The 18,286-nt window shown below is 54.7% G+C and carries 16 protein-coding genes and 1 riboswitch; of the genes, 8 read left to right on the forward strand and 8 right to left on the reverse strand.

Going from position 1 to position 18,286, the window contains the following annotated elements; translation table 11 throughout:
- Nucleotides 1–11: 11 nt before the first annotated feature.
- Complete coding sequence (gene malK / locus F3J29_RS15885) at nt 12–1,121, reverse strand: maltose/maltodextrin ABC transporter ATP-binding protein MalK (protein WP_166867472.1); 1,110 nt, start codon at nt 1,119–1,121, stop codon at nt 12–14.
- A gap of 374 nt (nt 1,122–1,495) precedes the next feature.
- Here malK and malE point away from each other — a divergent pair, with 374 nt between their 5' ends.
- The 3 genes from malE (at nt 1,496) to malG (ending at nt 5,533) form a co-directional block, all read left to right on the forward strand.
- Nucleotides 1,496–2,686, forward strand: coding sequence for a maltose/maltodextrin ABC transporter substrate-binding protein MalE (gene malE / locus F3J29_RS15890; protein WP_166867474.1), 1,191 nt, complete (start codon nt 1,496–1,498; stop codon nt 2,684–2,686).
- A gap of 401 nt (nt 2,687–3,087) precedes the next feature.
- Entirely contained in the window at nt 3,088–4,632 is a 1,545-nt protein-coding gene (gene malF, locus F3J29_RS15895; RefSeq protein WP_166867476.1) for a maltose ABC transporter permease MalF, read from the forward strand.
- 10 nt (nt 4,633–4,642) lie between these two features.
- Nucleotides 4,643–5,533: a maltose ABC transporter permease MalG gene (malG, locus tag F3J29_RS15900; protein WP_166867478.1), complete on the forward strand. Its 891-nt coding sequence runs from the start codon at nt 4,643–4,645 to the stop codon at nt 5,531–5,533.
- A gap of 102 nt (nt 5,534–5,635) precedes the next feature.
- Here malG and psiE read toward each other — a convergent pair whose 3' ends face one another.
- From psiE to pgi, 6 genes are all read right to left on the reverse strand, one after another.
- On the reverse strand, nt 5,636–6,043 hold the full coding sequence (gene psiE / locus F3J29_RS15905; protein WP_008455857.1) for a phosphate-starvation-inducible protein PsiE: 408 nt from the start codon (nt 6,041–6,043) through the stop codon (nt 5,636–5,638).
- Between the two features lie 85 nt (nt 6,044–6,128).
- Nucleotides 6,129–8,225: a YjbH domain-containing protein gene (locus F3J29_RS15910; RefSeq protein WP_166867480.1), complete on the reverse strand. Its 2,097-nt coding sequence runs from the start codon at nt 8,223–8,225 to the stop codon at nt 6,129–6,131.
- Nucleotides 8,225–8,962, reverse strand: coding sequence for a capsule biosynthesis GfcC D2 domain-containing protein (locus F3J29_RS15915; RefSeq protein ID WP_166867482.1), 738 nt, complete (start codon nt 8,960–8,962; stop codon nt 8,225–8,227). The genes F3J29_RS15910 and F3J29_RS15915 overlap by 1 nt, the downstream gene beginning before the upstream one ends.
- A complete protein-coding gene (locus F3J29_RS15920) occupies nt 8,959–9,597 on the reverse strand; it encodes a YjbF family lipoprotein (RefSeq protein ID WP_166867483.1) in 639 nt (212 codons plus the stop codon). The genes F3J29_RS15915 and F3J29_RS15920 overlap by 4 nt, the downstream gene beginning before the upstream one ends.
- Before the next feature lie 62 nt (nt 9,598–9,659).
- Nucleotides 9,660–9,911, reverse strand: coding sequence for an exopolysaccharide production protein YjbE (yjbE, locus tag F3J29_RS15925; protein WP_008455862.1), 252 nt, complete (start codon nt 9,909–9,911; stop codon nt 9,660–9,662).
- Between the two features lie 367 nt (nt 9,912–10,278).
- The gene (gene pgi / locus F3J29_RS15930; protein ID WP_166867485.1) at nt 10,279–11,928 is read right to left on the reverse strand and encodes a glucose-6-phosphate isomerase; all 1,650 of its coding nucleotides are present in this window, start codon (nt 11,926–11,928) and stop codon (nt 10,279–10,281) included.
- 239 nt (nt 11,929–12,167) lie between these two features.
- Nucleotides 12,168–12,388: riboswitch (Lysine riboswitch) on the forward strand.
- Between the two features lie 103 nt (nt 12,389–12,491).
- Here pgi and lysC point away from each other — a divergent pair.
- From lysC to F3J29_RS15945, 3 genes are all read left to right on the forward strand, one after another.
- Complete coding sequence (lysC, locus tag F3J29_RS15935; protein ID WP_166867487.1) at nt 12,492–13,841, forward strand: lysine-sensitive aspartokinase 3; 1,350 nt, start codon at nt 12,492–12,494, stop codon at nt 13,839–13,841.
- A gap of 92 nt (nt 13,842–13,933) precedes the next feature.
- Nucleotides 13,934–14,866 carry a ketopantoate/pantoate/pantothenate transporter PanS gene (gene panS, locus F3J29_RS15940; protein ID WP_166867489.1) on the forward strand — a complete coding sequence of 311 codons (933 nt, stop codon included), beginning with the start codon at nt 13,934–13,936 and terminating at the stop codon, nt 14,864–14,866.
- A gap of 91 nt (nt 14,867–14,957) precedes the next feature.
- Nucleotides 14,958–15,230: a YjbD family protein gene (locus F3J29_RS15945; RefSeq protein ID WP_008455871.1), complete on the forward strand. Its 273-nt coding sequence runs from the start codon at nt 14,958–14,960 to the stop codon at nt 15,228–15,230.
- A gap of 1 nt (nt 15,231) precedes the next feature.
- Here F3J29_RS15945 and rluF read toward each other — a convergent pair whose 3' ends face one another.
- Nucleotides 15,232–16,113: a 23S rRNA pseudouridine(2604) synthase RluF gene (gene rluF / locus F3J29_RS15950; protein ID WP_166867490.1), complete on the reverse strand. Its 882-nt coding sequence runs from the start codon at nt 16,111–16,113 to the stop codon at nt 15,232–15,234.
- A gap of 349 nt (nt 16,114–16,462) precedes the next feature.
- Here rluF and F3J29_RS15955 point away from each other — a divergent pair, with 349 nt between their 5' ends.
- Both F3J29_RS15955 and F3J29_RS15960 read left to right on the forward strand, forming a co-directional pair.
- Nucleotides 16,463–17,410 carry a sugar-binding transcriptional regulator gene (locus tag F3J29_RS15955; protein ID WP_353620558.1) on the forward strand — a complete coding sequence of 316 codons (948 nt, stop codon included), beginning with the start codon at nt 16,463–16,465 and terminating at the stop codon, nt 17,408–17,410.
- A gap of 72 nt (nt 17,411–17,482) precedes the next feature.
- Nucleotides 17,483–18,286: an SDR family oxidoreductase gene (locus F3J29_RS15960; RefSeq protein ID WP_166867492.1), complete on the forward strand. Its 804-nt coding sequence runs from the start codon at nt 17,483–17,485 to the stop codon at nt 18,284–18,286.

Consider the following 18,286-nt stretch of genomic DNA (forward strand, 5'->3'; position numbering starts at 1 on the left):
TATGGGAATGCTTAAACGCCGGGCTCTTGATGCAACCGACGACATGCGGTGCCATCTTCTCGGAACAGATGGCAGCGCTCTGGCGGCAGGCCAATAGCGAATGTGGCACCCTCTTTTACCAACACCACGTCGTTCTGGCGGTAAACCAGGTTTTGACGAATGGCGGGGATTTGGATGTGAATCTGAGTCTCATGTCCCAGCTGCTCAACGACCTGCACTTCCCCTTCAAGGGTGACGTCAGCAATGTCGCTCGGCAGCAGGTGTTCCGGGCGAATGCCAAGTGACATATTGGCCCCCACCTGAACGTTGCGGCTTTCCACCGGCAGCCAGACGTGCTGACGGTTTGGCAATTCCACCTGCACCTGGTCAATGGCCGTCGCGGTCACTTTTACCGGCAGGAAGTTCATTTTTGGCGACCCGATAAAACCCGCCACAAAGCGGTCTGCCGGGTAGTGATACAGCTCTAGCGGTTTCCCGACCTGCGCAACGCGGCCGGCATCCAGCACGACGATTTTGTCGGCCAGAGTCATCGCCTCAATCTGGTCATGGGTGACGTAAATCATCGTGCGGCCCAGACGCTTATGCAGACGAGAAATCTCAATCCGCATCTGTACGCGCAGCGCGGCATCAAGGTTTGAAAGCGGCTCATCCAGCAGGAAGACTCGCGGTTCCGCGACCAGCGTACGGCCAATTGCTACGCGCTGGCGTTGCCCACCTGACAGCGCCTTCGGTCGGCGGTCCAGCAGATGCGCGAGCTGCAGCGTTTCAGAAACCTGGTTCACGCGCTGGTTGATATCGTCTTTTTTTGCCCCGGCAAGCTTCAGGCCAAAGGACATATTTTCCGCGACAGAAAGATGGGGATAGAGGGCGTAAGACTGAAAGACCATACCCACGCCACGCTCTGCGGGTGGGATGTCATTCATCCGTTTTTCACCAATCATCAACTCACCGCTGGTGATGGTTTCAAGCCCCGCAATCATTCTCAGCAGGGTTGACTTACCGCAGCCGGATGGCCCGACAAAAACCACGAATTCTCCTTCATCGATGTCGAGATTGATGTCTTTCGACACCACCACGTCACCCCAGGCTTTTGTTACGTTCCGTAGCTGCACGCTCGCCATTACCACTCCCTCATTACTGCCGCCTGCCGTCGGGCAGGTGCTTCAAGATGTGTCCGACTATGAGGGATGGATACATTTGGTAAATCCTCCACCCTAAGGCTTTTTTATGGGGGAGGAGGCGGGAGGATGAGAGCGAGGTATCTGCAACCGGTTGCAGGTGGCACAAGGGATTTTCGTGATCGCGGCTTCAGTTTTCGCTGCATTTTTATGTGCGCCAGGACACATAACGGCCAGTTATGCAAAGCAGATCACAGATAACTGACCTGGGGCGTAGAGCAAAGGAGGATGAGAAGCGCTTGTCATCTCCGCAGACTTAACCCCGTGAATCTGCACTACCCTATGAAGCGCACACCACCACTCAAAAGGATGGGAACATGAAAATGAAAACCGGCGCCCGCGTTCTCGCTTTGTCAGCCCTGGCAACGATGATGCTTTCCGCCTCTGCACTGGCAAAAATCGAAGAAGGCAAACTGGTCATCTGGATTAACGGCGATAAGGGCTACAACGGCCTGGCCGAAGTCGGTAAGAAGTTTGAGAAAGATACCGGTATTAAAGTCACCATTGAACATCCTGATAAACTTGAAGAAAAATTCCCTCAGGTGGCGGCAACTGGCGATGGTCCGGACATTATTTTCTGGGCTCACGACCGCTTCGGTGGCTATGCGCAATCTGGCCTGTTGGCCGAAATCACCCCAGACAAAGCCTTCCAGGACAAACTCTATCCGTTTACCTGGGACGCCGTACGTTACAACGGCAAATTCATCGCGTACCCGATCGCGGTAGAAGCCCTGTCGCTGATTTATAACAAAGACCTGGTGCCAAACCCGCCGAAAACCTGGGAGGAGATCCCAGCCCTGGATAAAGCGCTGAAGGCGAAAGGTAAGAGCGCGCTGATGTTCAACCTGCAGGAACCGTACTTCACCTGGCCACTGATTGCGGCAGACGGCGGGTATGCCTTCAAGTTCGAAAACGGCAAATATGATGTGAAAGATGTGGGCGTAGACAGTCCGGGGGCAAAAGCTGGCCTCGGCTTCCTGGTCGATATGATCAAGAACAAGCAGATGAACGCCGACACCGACTACTCCATCGCCGAAGCCGCCTTCAACAAGGGCGAAACGGCAATGACAATCAACGGTCCGTGGGCCTGGTCTAACATCGATAAGAGCAAAATCAACTACGGCGTAACGCTGCTGCCAACCTTTAAAGGCAAGCCGTCTAAACCGTTTGTCGGCGTCCTGAGCGCCGGCATTAACGCCGCCAGCCCGAATAAAGAGCTGGCGAAAGAGTTCCTCGAAAACTACCTGCTGACCGATCAGGGCCTGGCCGATGTGAACAAGGACAAACCGCTTGGTGCCGTGGCGCTGAAATCGTTCCAGGAGCAGTTGGCGAAGGATCCACGCATTGCCGCCACCATGAATAACGCCCAGAAGGGCGAGATCATGCCGAACATTCCTCAGATGTCTGCCTTCTGGTATGCCGTGCGTACAGCGGTCATCAACGCCGTTAGCGGTCGCCAGACCGTTGATGCTGCGCTGAAGGATGCTCAGGGGCGTATCACTAAGTAAACCTTGCCCCTCACCCCGGCCCTCTCCCCATAGGGGAGAGGGGGAATTCAGATTGAGTCCGGTCCTCTCCCTCAAGGGAAAGGGAATTCGGATTGAGTCCGGTTCTCTCCCTCAAGGGAAAGGGAATTCGGATTGAGTCCGGTTCTCTCCCTCAAGGGAAAGGGAATTCGGATTGAGTCCGGTTCTCTCCCTCAAGGGAAAGGGAATTCGGATTGAGTCCGGTCCTCTCCCTCAAGGGAGAGGGAATTCGGATTGAGTCCGGTCCTCTCCCTCAAGGGAGAGGGAATTCGGATTGAATCAACTCCCCCGCTGGAGTGAGAAAACTGGCCCTTTCTGTCCCCTCTCCCCCTTGGGGAGAGGGTTAGGGTGAGGGGAAATAACACGCTGTAGAGGAACACCCCATGGATGCAGTTAAAAAAAGCCGCTGGTGGCAAAACGAGGGACTGAAATGGTCAGTCATCGGGGCATTGGGCCTGCTGGTTGGCTATCTCGTGGTTTTAATGTACGCCCAGGGGGAGTACCTGTTCGCCATCATGACGCTGATTTTAAGCTCACTTGGCCTCTATATTTTTGCTAACCGCAGGGCATACGCCTGGCGCTACGTTTATCCCGGCATGGCCGGTATGGGGCTGTTCGTCCTCTTCCCGCTGATCTGTACCATCGCTATCGCTTTTACCAACTACAGCAGCACCAACCAGCTGACGTTTGAACGCGCGCAGCAGGTGCTGATGGACCGCCAGTACCAGGCGGGCAAAACGTTCAACTTTGGCCTTTATCCCGACGGCAATGCATGGACGTTAGCGCTCACCGACGGGGAAAGCGGGAAAAATTATGTCTCTGACAAGTTTTCCTTTGGCGGTGAACAAAAAATCCAGCTGAAAGAAGCAGACGCCCTGCCCGCGGGCGACCGCGGCAATCTACGAGTCATCACTCAAAACCGCCAGGCGCTGAGCCAGATAACCGCCGTGCTGCCGGATGAGAGCAAGGTCGTTATGAGCTCGCTGCGCCAGTTCTCCGGTACTCGCCCGCTCTACACCCTGACGGAAAACGGCGAGCTGACCAATAACCAAACCAGCGTGAAATACGCCCCGAACGACCATATCGGTTATTACGAGTCGGTGAACGCCGACGGCAGCTGGGCCGGTGAGCAGCTAAGCCCGGGCTATACGGTCACCATCGGCTGGAAAAACTTCCTGCGCGTTTTTCACGATGACGGGATCCAAAAACCCTTCCTGGCTATCTTCGTCTGGACGGTCATTTTCTCCGTATTAACGGTCGTGCTTACCGTCGCGGTGGGGATGGTGCTGGCCTGCGTGGTGCAGTGGGAAGCACTCAAAGGCAAGGCGGCTTATCGCCTGTTGTTAATTCTGCCCTATGCCGTCCCTTCGTTTATTTCAATATTGATTTTCAAAGGCTTATTCAACCAAAGCTTCGGCGAAATTAACATGATGCTGAGCGCGCTGTTCGGCATTAAGCCCGCCTGGTTCAGCGACCCTACCACGGCTCGCGCAATGATCATCATCGTCAATACCTGGCTGGGTTATCCCTACATGATGATTCTGTGCATGGGGCTGTTGAAAGCCATTCCTGACGATCTGTATGAAGCGTCGGCCATGGATGGTGCGGGTCCGTTCCAGAACTTCTTTAAAATCACGCTGCCGCTGCTGATTAAGCCGCTCACGCCGCTGATGATTGCCAGCTTCGCCTTTAACTTTAACAACTTCGTCCTGATTCAGCTGCTGACCAACGGCGGCCCGGACAGACTCGGAACGACCACGCCAGCCGGTTATACCGATCTGCTGGTGAGCTACACCTACCGCATCGCCTTTGAAGGCGGCGGCGGCCAGGACTTTGGCCTGGCGGCGGCTATCGCAACGCTTATCTTCCTGCTGGTGGGCGCCCTTGCGATCGTGAATCTGAAAGCCACCCGTATGAAGTTCGATTAAGGAGACGACGATGGCCATGGTGCAACCCAAATCTCAAAAGCTGCGTCTGTTTCTCACGCATTTTCTGCTGCTGCTATTTATCGCGGCAATCATGTTCCCGCTGCTGATGGTCATCGCCATCTCGCTGCGTCCGGGTAACTTTGCCACCGGGAGCCTGATCCCGGACCAGATTTCATGGGAGCACTGGAAGCTGGCGCTGGGCTTTAGCGTTGAACACGCAGACGATCGCGTCACGCCGCCGCCGTTCCCGGTCCTGCTCTGGCTGTGGAACTCGATAAAAATTGCCGGGATCACGGCGATAGGTATCGTTACCCTTTCTACAACCTGCGCCTACGCCTTTGCCCGTATGCGCTTCCCCGGCAAAGCCACGCTGCTGAAAGGGATGCTGATTTTCCAGATGTTCCCGGCGGTGCTGTCTCTGGTGGCGCTGTATGCCCTGTTTGATCGCCTGGGCCAGTACATTCCGTTTATTGGCCTGAATACGCATGGCGGGGTGATCTTTGCTTATTTAGGCGGAATTGCGCTGCATGTCTGGACGATTAAGGGCTACTTCGAAACGATTGATGGCTCGCTGGAAGAGGCCGCCGCGCTGGATGGCGCGACGCCGTGGCAGGCATTCCGTCTGGTGCTGCTGCCGCTGTCGGTACCGATTCTGGCCGTGGTCTTTATTCTGTCGTTTATTGCCGCGATTACCGAGGTGCCGGTGGCTTCGCTGCTGCTGCGCGACGTGGACAGCTACACGTTGGCCGTGGGGATGCAGCAATACCTTAACCCGCAGAACTACCTGTGGGGCGATTTTGCCGCCGCGGCGGTGCTCTCCGCGATACCGATTACCGTTGTGTTCCTGCTGGCCCAGCGCTGGCTGGTGAGCGGCCTGACCGCTGGCGGGGTGAAAGGTTAACGTTTATCCCTGAAAGTCATTAGCTTCATCTTTATGCCATACCACTGCAACCCTCACTTTGACCTTAGCAGTTTATTCCGGCGGCCCCAGGGCCGCCCTTTTTTATTCCCGCTTCAGGCGCTGGCTGTTACACAACCAAAGCGTAATCACCAGCACCAGAATCGCGGCCGAGTAGATCAGCACGTCCAGCGGCGAACTGTGGTCAATGATAATCAGGCGAACAACTGCGGTAATACCGATGTAAATAAAGTAGCGCAGCGGGAAGTGATAGCCCGACTGAAAATACTTCACAATCAGCGCGATAAACTCAAAATAGAGGAAGTAAACCACCAGCCCCTCGATAAACAGATACGAGCTGGCGTCATCTCCCGGCGCAAACAATACGGTCGCCAGGTGAATGGTCTCTTTGCCGAGGAAAATAATCAAAATCAGCCCAAGGGCCAGCAGCCCCAGATTAAGCACCGTCTGCATGACGGTAGAAATCCAGGAAAAACGCGGTGTCGCAGGCATAACGGCCTCTCATTTTTATTGTGGTCTTGAGAGGCTGTTATACGTCTAAAATGTGATCTTGATCTAGTTTATTTACTTACCTTCGTTAGCGGAAATTTTCGCTGCGATCGCTGGTCACCCCATACAGGTCAAACTTACGGCCCAGCATCTGCCCGCCGTCACGCGTCAGCGGCGTCCAGGTCACCTGCGCCCGGCTGCGGGTTGGGTAAGCCGAGAAGATATCCAACGGCACATTGATGTAGAAACCTTTGGTGAAGTCGCCCTCGCCGTACTCTTTCTTCGACACGTTAGTGATGGTGGCGTAGGTGCCCACCACGATCCCGCTGTCAAAGTGTTTGGAGATCTCCAGCGTGCCGCCTTTATCCTGAGCCAGATACTGGCCGATGCTGAGCTTCACCAGCACATCCTGAGCAAACGGCGGCGTCCAGTAGCCGGTGATATGCCCGGTCTTCGCGCTGTAGTCGGTAAATTTCATCATATCCTGCGAACTGCGCCAGTCACGCTGTTTGACGTAATTGCCGTTGACGCCGATCGCCCAGTTGCTGTCCACCGGACGGTAAAGCAGCTCAGCCCCCGCGCCGCCGTACATGGTTTCCAGGTAGCCCGCATAAACCTGGCCGTAGATTCCATGCCCAAAGTACTGGAAGTAGTTGGCCTGCAGGTTGTTGATGTAAACATCGTTTTCTACATATTCGCGAACGTGGGTACGCACGCGCGGCAGCGTAGAATCCATTGGCGGATTGGTGTAGTTAAATTTGTCGTAGTTATTGGCGACGTTGGCAAACAGGCTGCCGCTGGTTAACAGGTGATCCGTCAGCCAGTAATCGACGTTCCCCATCACCCCGACCTGGTACATATAGAAGCTTTCCGGGCCGCCGATAGACTGGTTGAGAATCGGATCAATTGAATAATTAAAGCGCGACTTCTCGATGTAGTATCCCTGTTCGGTGCTTTCTGGCACTACCGGCTCAACGCGTTTTTGTACCAGCGTTGTTTCCTGCCCCAGCGGTTCCCCCTCAAGGTGCCGACGCAGGCTGGCCACGTCCGTTTCAGTGGTAACCTGCGGCATATTAATCCGGCTTTCGGTAATGCGGATGGTGCGAATATTATCCGGCAGGTCATTCATCACGATGCGGTTGGCGCGTTCGATGCCTTCGCGGGAGTTGCGGTATTTCACCTGCTCGCCCGTGACGTAGAGCGTATCCCCTTTGACCTGAATGTTCGGGTTGATCAGCCCGGCGTTGTATTTCAGGTCGGTCAGCTGATTGGCCACCACGTTGTGCTGCAGAATTTCATCCTGCGGGTGCGGCTGGTATTCAGGGCGACGCGAGTCGCTATACCCTGATTTAAGGTCGTTGAAATTGGTGCGGAGCGTCACGCCAAACATAAAAGTGTTGCCGCGCTCGTAGCTCATGTTCACGTCGGCCCAGTCGGTTACCCGGTAGATTGCGCCGACATTAACGCTGCTGCGCTGGTCTATTTTCCCCGCAAACTCATGGCTGTAGTTGTTGCCCTCATACTCAACTTTCAGCCTGAGTGGCTGCCACGGCGTCTGGTACTCGACGCCGCCAAACAGCGACGTCGGGCCGTGGAACATGCCGCTAAAGTTGAAGGAACCCGCCATTTGGTAGCTGTTATCCCGATGGCAGTACTTGTCGCTGTATTCGCAGAGTGGGTTTTTGATGTTGCCGCTGGTGCCTAAATACCCCCAGCCCATGCCAAGGCTGAAGTCGAATGGCCCCCAGGCTTTGCTCGCCACCACATATTCACCGTCAAACAGCCCGGTGCCGCCCAGGTCACGAATACCGGCAGAGACCTGAGGCAGCCAGTAGCCCTCTTCCCACAGGCGGAATTTCACGTCAAACGCTTTGTCTTTATAGGTCTGGTCACCCGAGAAAGCCTTCACGCTACTGTAGTGACGTGTGCGCACGTCGGTGTAGCGCAGCGTGGCTTCCATCCACGGGAAAAGCTGCATGGAGGCGGAGTAGAAGCGGTACTGATCGTTGTCGCGGTAGTTGAGGTTAAATTCGCCCTCAGGCGCCATACGCGCCGTCGGCGTTTGCAGCAGACCCGCGCCGCCAAAGTCTGCCTGCGAAGGGCCAACGGGTGCCGGATACGTTTCGGCGCGGCAGGCGGAAGTCACCGCCAGCGCAATCAGGCTATACAGGTAACGTTTTTTCATTAATCCGGTATCCGATGGGTCAGGGTATTAAGAATCTGCTGGTTCAGCTCGTCAAAGGTGGCGCTGAAAAGGCGGTTAGAGAATCCCACAAAGATGAGGCTACCTGGCGACGGTTCTCTATGGCGTTTATTCCAGTAAGCAACTGGCGCTTTTTCGATTCTGCCGTCCGGGTAAATCACCCAGGCATAACTTCTTTCGGCTCCGCTCAACAGGCTGACGTCGTCCAGATAGGCATCCACGCTGCGTCCGGGGGTAAAAGGTTTCACGCCGGGCGAACTGACTAATCCCACCAGGGTGATGGTTGTGGGCTGCGGGCCGGCCCAAAGGCTGTATTCCCCCTGAAGCGGCACGTTTGACTGCGGGCGAAGGCGAACCCAGTCGGGATCCAGATTGACAAACTGCCGCCCGGTCACCTGCATAGCGCTGAGCTGCTGACGCAGCCCGTTGATGGCGGCACCGTCATTTCCGCCTTCGTCTGCAGCCACCTCAGCCAGCCGGGCCAGCAGCTGCTGATGTTTTTGCTCTTCTGCGGCGCTTGCCTGCCGGGTGCTAATCACCGCCGCCGGCCACCAGGTGCGGCTTAACGCAGGGTTAGCCACCAAATCCGCCAGCCGGGCGGCATCTTTAATCACCCGCGGCTGCGTTTGCGGCTGGGTATAGACCGTTACGGTACTTTCTGCGTGGGTAAAGGCGCTGGCAAAAAGCAGAGCCATAAACGTAAAGGGGAGTTTTTTCATTGTTTTGCCGCCTTCACAAGAAGCGTGGTAATGGGCCAGTAGCCGGGGCCAAGATACTGTTTTGATTTGCGGATTTGGCCTTCATCGTCCACCCAATAGCGGTTCGTCCAGCTTTTCCCGAGCGCGGTCACCTCTTCTTCCAGGACGCGTACTTTGGTCACGCTACTGCCAAGCTTCACCGTGTCGGTGCCGTCAAATTCAAAGGTGGACGTTGCGGTGGCGTAGCGAACCTGCTGGTGCTCAGTCCAGGCCATTTGCCGGGTCCAGCTCGCGCCATCCTTAATCTGTTTCACGTTCGTAAGCGGGTCGCTGGCCAGGTTGGTCACTTCCGTCAAGTTGTCGCCCAGCCCGGAGGTTTTCACAATGCGGCCGTTTTGCGTGACGATGACCGACCTGTCCTGCGTCACCCACTTCTGCTGGCCATTTTCGTTATAAGCGAGCACCACAAACAGCTGCGGGCCGTTGTTGATGCTCATGTACTGGCTCGCGTAGCGCATCTCGGCAATTTCATCGTCGGTAAGCTGCACACCCCCGCCCCCGGCGATACTGTTCCAAAGCGAGGTGCCAAGCCCTCTGGTGGTCGCTGAGCACGCCTGGAGTAACAGACAAACAAAGAGTATTGCGAGTCGCTGCACGGTGGTTCCCCGATTTAAAATAACCACACCGAAGTGTGGTTATGGTTAAAAACACCCAAACGTTAACGGGTGGTGGTGCTGGTCGTCGTGGTTGTGGTGGTCCCGGTGTTTGAACCGTCGCCGCCACCGGTTGCGGCTAATGCCACACCGACCGCAGACCCAACAGTGCTGGCGCTGGTTGCAGCAGAACTGCCTGCAGACACAGACGTCGCCTGCGCGCCGGCCGCATCACCCACTGCAACAGGGTCAGCATTCGCCGCGCCGGCGGCAGCCAGCGTAAATATGGCTAAAGCGCCATAAAGGGTTTTTCTCATTACAATTTCCCTTCATTGAATGAATGGAGATTTACCTGAAAAGGTTTCAGGCGCGATCGAGTATACACAACACAATGTGATGAATTAGCCTGTGGGAAATAAGGATGGGATTTTAAGAAAAAGAGTAAAAATTAAGGCGATAACTATATTTAAAAGAAAATAAAATCATTTAAACCAATGCATTACAGAATAAAAATGATGGTAACAATTAAATAAAACCTTAAATTAAAGACCCGACAAAGAGGCAGGAAAATCATTTTTCGGATTAACCTCAGGGTGGCAATATCGAGAATTATGACGGCAAGGGGATAACTCTTATAAAAAATATGCCAGCACGAGGCTGGCATATTTACATCACGCGGTTTAATTAATCACGCCATGCTTTATAGCGGTTAATCAGGCCGTTGGTTGAGCTGTCGTGGCTGGCGATTTGTTTGTCGTCGCCCAGCTCTGGCAGGATGCGGTTAGCCAGCTGTTTGCCCAGCTCCACGCCCCACTGGTCGAAGGTGAAGATGTTCAGGATTGCGCCCTGGGTAAAGATTTTGTGCTCGTAGAGTGCAATCAGCGCGCCCAGGCTGAACGGAGTAATTTCACGCAGCAGGATGGAGTTGGTTGGGCGGTTGCCCTCGAACACTTTGAACGGCACAACGTGGTCCAGCGTGGCCGGGTCTTTACCCTGGTCACGGTATTCCTGCTCAACCACTTCACGGGATTTCCCGAACGCCAGCGCTTCGGTCTGTGCGAAGAAGTTAGACAGCAGTTTTGGATGATGATCCGACAGCGCGTTATGGCTGATGGCCGGCGCGATGAAGTCGCAAGGCACCATTTTGGTCCCCTGGTGGATCAGCTGGTAGAACGCGTGCTGCCCGTTGGTGCCCGGTTCGCCCCAGATAATTGGGCCAGTCTGGTAGTCCACGGCGTTGCCGTTGCGGTCAACGTACTTACCGTTGGACTCCATGTTGCCCTGCTGGAAGTAGGCGGCAAAGCGATGCATGTACTGGTCGTATGGCAGAATCGCTTCAGTTTCAGCACCGAAGAAATTGTTATACCAGATGCCGATCAGCGCCAGCAGAACCGGCAGGTTTTGCTCGGCAGGCGTGGTGGAGAAGTGTTTGTCCATCGCGTGCGCGCCGGACAGTAGTTCAACAAAGTTGTCGAAGCCCACGGACAGAATGATGGACAGGCCAATTGCGGACCACAGAGAGTAACGGCCGCCAACCCAGTCCCAGAATTCGAACATGTTTGCGGTGTCGATACCAAATTCACCGACGGCTTTACCGTTGGTGGACAGCGCAGCGAAGTGTTTTGCCACGTGCTTTTCATCGCCAGCGGCACGCAGGAACCAGTCACGTGCGCTGTGGGCGTTGGTCATCGTTTCCTGAGTGGTGAAGGTTTTTGAGGCAACCAGGAACAGCGTGGTTTCCGGGTTAACTTTCTTCAGCACTTCGGCAATGTGGGTACCGTCAACGTTGGACACAAAGTGCATGTTGAGGTGGTTTTTGTATGGACGCAGCGCTTCGGTGACCATGAATGGGCCGAGGTCAGAGCCGCCGATACCGATGTTAACCACGTCGGTGATCGCTTTACCGGTGTAACCCTTCCAGCTCCCGCTGATGATGCTTTCGGAGAAGGCTTTCATCTTCTCAAGCACCGCGTTCACTTCCGGCATCACGTCTTTGCCATCGACCAGGATAGGCGTATTGCTGCGGTTACGCAGCGCAACGTGCAGCACGGCGCGGTCTTCGGTGCGGTTGATTTTCTCGCCGGCGAACATGGATTTGATCGCGCTCTGCAGATCGGTCTCTTTCGCCAGAGCCTGCAGTTTTTCGAGGGTTTCGGTGGTGATGCGGTTTTTGGAGAAGTCCACCAGCATCAGGTCATCGAAGGTTGCGGAGAACTTGCTGAAGCGGTCGTTATCTTTCGCGAACAGGTCGGAAAGCGTAACGTCTTTCATCTCATCGTAATGTTTCTGGAGTGCCTGCCAGGCAGAGGTCTGCTTCGGGTTGATGTTTTTCATAGCAATACTCTTCTGATTTGAGAATTGTGACTTCGGTCGATTGTAGCGCCTGCAGGCAAAAATTGTGATTGATTTTATGCCATTAACCGAGGGTTTCCCGTAACCCCCTAAAAAGCGGCAAAAATACCCTCTTATAAGTTAAATTCCTGATTACAGATTTAACATGAAAAATCCGCATAACCCCGCAGTTGACATGCCTTCGCTGAAGCTTTATTTATTAGGCGCTACCTGCGCATGCGCAGGCCAGAAGAGGCGCGTTGCCCAGAAAATCGTATCCGAGGAACCAGTAACAAGGACGATACGTGAGGGGGTGCAACGCCGAGATGATGAAGCGGCTGGTCACGCTTATTGTCGGCTACAGGGGCTGAATCCTCTGGGTTGTCACCAGAAACGTTCGCAGTCGAGCGTTTCATATCCGGCGCCAAAAGCCGGATAGACAAGGTGGAGCACTTCTGGGTGATATCGTAGTTCTCCTGCTCTGCGCCCACCCGTTTACCGCTCTTCCCTTGTGCCAAGGCTGAATACTTTTTTGCCAGTTGAATGGCCCCTGACACGAGGTAGTTATGTCTCAAACCGTAGTCGCCAAATTTGGTGGGACCAGCGTCGCCGATTTCGACGCGATGAACCGCAGCGCCGATGTGGTGCTGGCCGATAGCCACGTTCGCGTGGTGGTGCTTTCCGCCTCCGCTGGCGTGACTAACCTGCTGGTTGCTCTGGCTGAAGGCCTCGAAGCGACCGAGCGCTTCGTCAAGCTCGATGCCATCCGCAAAATCCAGTACAACATCGTTGAGCGTCTGGCGAATCCGGACGTTATTCGTGAAGAGATCGACCGCCTGCTTGAAAACATCACCACCCTTGCGGAAGCCGCCTCTCTGGCAACCTCCACCGCGCTGACCGATGAACTGGTCAGCCACGGCGAACTGATGTCCACCCTGCTGTTCGTGGAAATTCTGCGTGAACGCCAGGTGGAAGCGCAGTGGTTCGATATTCGTAAAGTCATGCGCACCAACGACCGCTTTGGCCGTGCAGAACCGGATATCGCCGCGCTGGCGGAACTGGCAAGCCAGCAGATGATGCCGCGCCTCGCGGAATCTCTGGTGATCACTCAAGGCTTTATCGGCAGCGAAGAAAAAGGCAGAACGACCACGCTTGGCCGCGGCGGCAGCGACTATACCGCTGCGCTGCTCGGCGAAGCGTTGAATGCCGCTCGCGTGGATATCTGGACCGACGTGCCGGGCATCTACACCACCGACCCGCGCATGGTGCCTGCGGCAAAACGCATTGATCGCATCGCCTTTGAAGAAGCCGCCGAAATGGCGACCTTTGGCGCAAAAGTGCTGCACCCAGCCACGCTGCTGCCCGCCGTGCGCTGCGACATTCCGGTCTTTGTCGGTTCCAGTAAAGATCCTGCGGCTGGCGGCACCCTGGTGTGCAAAAAAACGGAGAATCCGCCGCTGTTCCGTGCCCTTGCGGTGCGTCGTAAGCAAACGCTGCTGACGCTGCACAGCCTGCACATGCTTCATTCCCGTGGTTTCCTGGCGGAAGTGTTTAGCATTCTGGCTCGCCACAATATTTCCGTGGATCTGATCACCACCTCCGAAGTGAGCGTGGCGCTGACCATGGACACCACCGGCTCAACCTCCACCGGCGACAGCCTGCTGACCACCGCGCTGCTCACCGAGCTTTCGTCGCTGTGCCGCGTGGAAGTCGAAGAAAACCTGGCGCTGGTGGCGATCATCGGCAATAAGCTGTCCCAGGCCTGTGGCGTAGGCAAAGAGGTGTTCGGCGTGCTCGACCCGTTCAACATCCGCATGATTTGCTACGGCGCTTCCAGCTACAACCTGTGCTTCCTGGTGCCTGGCGACGATGCCGAACAGGTTGTCCAGAAGCTGCACCGTAACTTGTTTGAATAACAGATAAATTCATGCCATGAATACAGAAAGCCGGGCTCGCACCCGGCTTTTTTATAACCATAAAACAACACACTCTCTGCAAGGACACCGCTATGATCGCCACCCTAACCCGGCTGTTCCCGCTCTGGGCGCTGCTGCTCTCCGTCGCAGCGTATTATACGCCCTCAACCTTTACCCCGATTGGCCCGTGGGTCAGCACGCTGCTGATGCTCATTATGTTTGGCATGGGCGTCCACCTGCGGCTTGAAGACTTTAAACGCGTGCTGTCGCGCCCGGCACCGGTAGCTGCAGGCATTTTTCTACATTACCTGGTGATGCCGCTGGCCGCATGGCTGCTGGCGATGTTGTTCCATATGCCGCCCGACCTGTCAGCCGGGATGGTGCTGGTCGGCAGCGTAGCCAGCGGTACGGCGTCCAATGTCATGATTTATCTGGCCAAAGGCGACGTTGCGCTCTCCGTAACGATCTCTTCAGTCTCCACGCTGGTCGGCGTTTTTGCCACGCCGCTGCTCACCCGTCTCTATGTTGACGCCGACATTAAAGTCGATGTGATGGGCATGCTGGTTAGCATTCTGCAAATCGTCATCATCCCGATTGGCCTTGGCCTGATTGTGCATCACCTGTTCCCACGCCTGGTGAAGCGCGTGGAACCGTGGCTGCCCGCGTTTTCCATGCTTTGTATTCTCGCCATCATTAGCGCGGTTGTGGCTGGCTCGGCGTCACACATCGCCTCCGTTGGCCTGGTGGTGATTGTCGCGGTGATTCTGCATAACACCATTGGCCTGCTCGGCGGCTACTGGGGCGGACGCCTGTTTGGGTTTGACGAGTCGACCTGTCGGACGCTGGCCATCGAAGTGGGGATGCAGAACTCCGGTCTTGCGGCCACGTTGGGTAAAATTTACTTCTCGCCGCTCGCCGCGCTGCCCGGCGCGTTGTTCTCCGTCTGGCACAATCTGTCCGGCTCTCTGCTGGCCGGGTATTGGTCCGGCAAAGCGATAACGCCGAAGTCAGACGACAAAAAATAATCGCTAAAAGCCTGCTGATGCAGGCTTTTTTGTCTCGTCGGCGCGGTGGGTTTGTTTTACACTGAGAGTCCTTTCCTGGGAGATTGCAACGATGGCCACAGCCAGACTGACACAGCAAGACATGACGGAAAGCGAACAGCGTGAGCTAAAAACGCTGCTGGATCGCGCCCGCATTGCCCACGGTCGTACGTTGACCAACTCAGAGACTAATCAGGTAAAAAAAGAGTACATCGATAAGCTGATGGCGGAACGTGCGCTGGCGGCTAAGAAAGCTCGCCAGCTGAAGAAACAAAATGCTTTAAAACCGGATACCACGACGACGTATTCATGGTCAGCCAATAATCACACCCGAGGCAAACGCTAGCCTAACGGCCCTTTTTCTTGCGGCCAGGGGAAGCAAAGCGTTTACGCGAGGCAAGCTCAGCGGGCGTTTTAGCTGAGCTTTTCGGGCCGCTCACCAACGGTTTTTTCACCGCCGGGCTGGCCGTTTTGGGCTTCGCTTTTTTGGTGGCCGGTTTAGCCTCTGAGGACGAATCCTCAATCAGCTTAAACAGCGCAATCAGTTCATCATCCGTCAGGTCGCGCCACTCCCCCAGCGGAATACCGGTGAGATTGACGTTCATGATGCGCGTACGCTCCAGCTTCGTCACTTCGTAGCCAAAATGCTCACACATGCGGCGGATCTGGCGGTTTAACCCCTGAACCAGGGTGATACGAAACGCAAACGGCGCTTCTTTTTTGACTTTGCATTTCTTGGTGACGGTGCCCAGAATCGGCACGCCTGCCCCCATACCGCGAATAAACTCGTCGGTAACCGGCTTGTTCACCGTGACCACATACTCTTTCTCATGGTCGTTCCCGGCACGCAGGATTTTATTCACCAGGTCGCCGTGGTTGGTCAGGAAAATCAGCCCCTGAGAATCTTTGTCCAGGCGACCAATGGGGAACACGCGCTTGCTGTGGTTCACATAGTCAACGATGTTGTCTTTCTCGCCGTCTTCCGTGGTGCTTACAATCCCCACCGGCTTATTCAGCGCAATCAGCACCAGGTCTTCTTCGTTGCGGGGTTCGATGAGCTGACCATTCACCTTCACGCTGTCGCCGGTAAAAACCTGATCGCCAATTTTGGCGCGCTTGCCGTTAATAAAAACGTTGCCCTGTTCGATGTAGCGATCGGCGTCGCGGCGTGAGCAGATCCCGCTCTCGCTGATGTATTTGTTAAGACGGGTTGATGACTCTGGCAGCATAAATTCTCCTGTAAAAGCGAAATATTACCTCACCTCAACAGCGATAAAAATCATCTCGCTTTGTTCCCTGAGCACTGAGTGTGATCTGACGCGCCTTTCAGGACAAAAGTGCACGCCACCAACGAAAGCAACTTTGCCTGATGAAATAAAGCAGAATCAACCCATTACAAGCAAATGCACAAAAGTGCCATCAACAGGCTTTCTGTTCATCAAATGTGCAACATAAGCCACCGTAGAACCACAACGAAAACGAAGATAATTTCTTTAAATAGCGGCAAAGCTGAGGTTATATCAGATTGTGTTCGGAAGAACAGGATTTGCACAAATGTGCAGGAGTCGGCAGATGACGATGGAAAGTAGCGATGATATCCGCCTGATAGTCAAAGTCGCTCAACTCTATTATGAGCAAGAGATGACCCAGGCGCAGATTGCGCGCGAGCTGGGAATTTACCGGACGACCATTAGCCGGTTGCTAAAGCGCGGCCGTGAACAGGGTATTGTTACTATCGCTATCAACTACGACTACAACGAAAATCTGTGGCTCGAGCAGCAGCTTAAGCAAAGGTTTGGCCTCAGGGAAGCGGTTGTCGCCACCAGCGACTCCTTGCAGGAAGACGATCAGCTCAACCTTATGGGCCAGCACGGGGCCCAGCTGGTCGACAGACTGCTTGAGCCCGGTGATATTGTAGGTTTCTCCTGGGGCCGCGCGGTACGTGCGCTGGTAGAGAATCTGCCGCAGGCCAGCCAGTCTCGTCAGGCTATCTGCGTCCCAATCATCGGTGGTCCGTCAGGAAAACTGGAAAGCCGTTACCACGTCAATACGCTGACCTACGGCGCGGCGGCGAAGCTGAAAGCGGAATCGCATCTTGCCGACTTTCCTGCACTGCTCGATAACAAGTTAATTCGAAACGGTATTATGCAGTCCCGACACTTTAAAACCATCGCCTCTTACTGGGATAACCTGGACATCGCGCTGGTGGGAATAGGTTCCCCGGCCATCCGGAACGGCGCGAACTGGCATGCTTTTTACGGCAGCGAAGAGAGCGATGACCTCAACGCCCGCCACGTGGCCGGTGATATTTGCTCCCGTTTTTACAATATTGATGGCGCAATGGTTGAAACTGCCATGAGCGAGAAAACACTCTCTATTGAGATAGCGAAACTCAAGAAAGCGCGTTATTCAGTAGGTATTGCAATGGGCGAGGAAAAATACTCCGGTATTCTTGGCGCATTAAACGGAAATTACATTAATTGCCTGGTGACAAACAGAGAAACCGCCGAGTCGTTACTGAAATAAATTGAAAGAAGATGATTTCACGCAGCGCTACCGCGGGGAGATCCCTTTATCTAAAGAAAACAGGAGTCGATAATGGATACGTGGTTAAATTTAAAAGACAAAATTATGATTATTACCGGTGGTGCGTCGGGAATTGGCCTGGCCATCGTAGATGAGCTATTACTCCAGGGCGCCAGAGTGCAGATGATAGATATTCACGGCGGCGATAAACACCAGGATCTCGAAAGTTATACTTTCTGGCCAACTGATATTTCCAGCGCAAGCGAGGTAAATAAAACTGTCGACAGTATTATTCAACGCTTTGGTCGTATTGATGGGCTGGTGAATAACGCGGGTGTTAATTTCCCGCGTTTATTAGTCGACGAGAAATTACCCACCGGTTGCTATGAGTTAAATGAAGCGGCATTTGAAAAAATGGTCAATATCAACCAGAAAGGTGTCTTTCTGATGTCGCAGGCGGTGGCCCGCCAGATGGTTAAACAACGCGGCGGCGTGATTCTTAACGTTTCGTCGGAAAGCGGCCTGGAAGGCTCTGAGGGCCAGAGCTGCTATGCCGCGACCAAAGCCGCGCTGAATAGCTTTACCCGCTCCTGGTCGAAAGAGCTGGGCAAATACGGCATCCGCGTAGTAGGCGTTGCGCCAGGTATTCTGGAAAAAACCGGACTCCGTACGCCGGAATACGAAGAGGCGCTGGCCTGGACCCGTAGCATCACCGTCGACCAATTGCGCGAAGGCTATACAAAGAATTCGATTCCAATTGGGCGCTCAGGTCGTCTTTCTGAAATCGCTGATTTTGTTTGTTACCTACTCTCAGAACGCGCCAGCTATATCACTGGCGTAACCACTAACATCGCGGGCGGAAAAACGCGCGGCTAA

Source organism: Enterobacter sp. Cy-643 (assembly GCF_011752815.1).
In the GTDB taxonomy this organism is placed as follows: Bacteria; Pseudomonadota; Gammaproteobacteria; order Enterobacterales; family Enterobacteriaceae; genus Cedecea.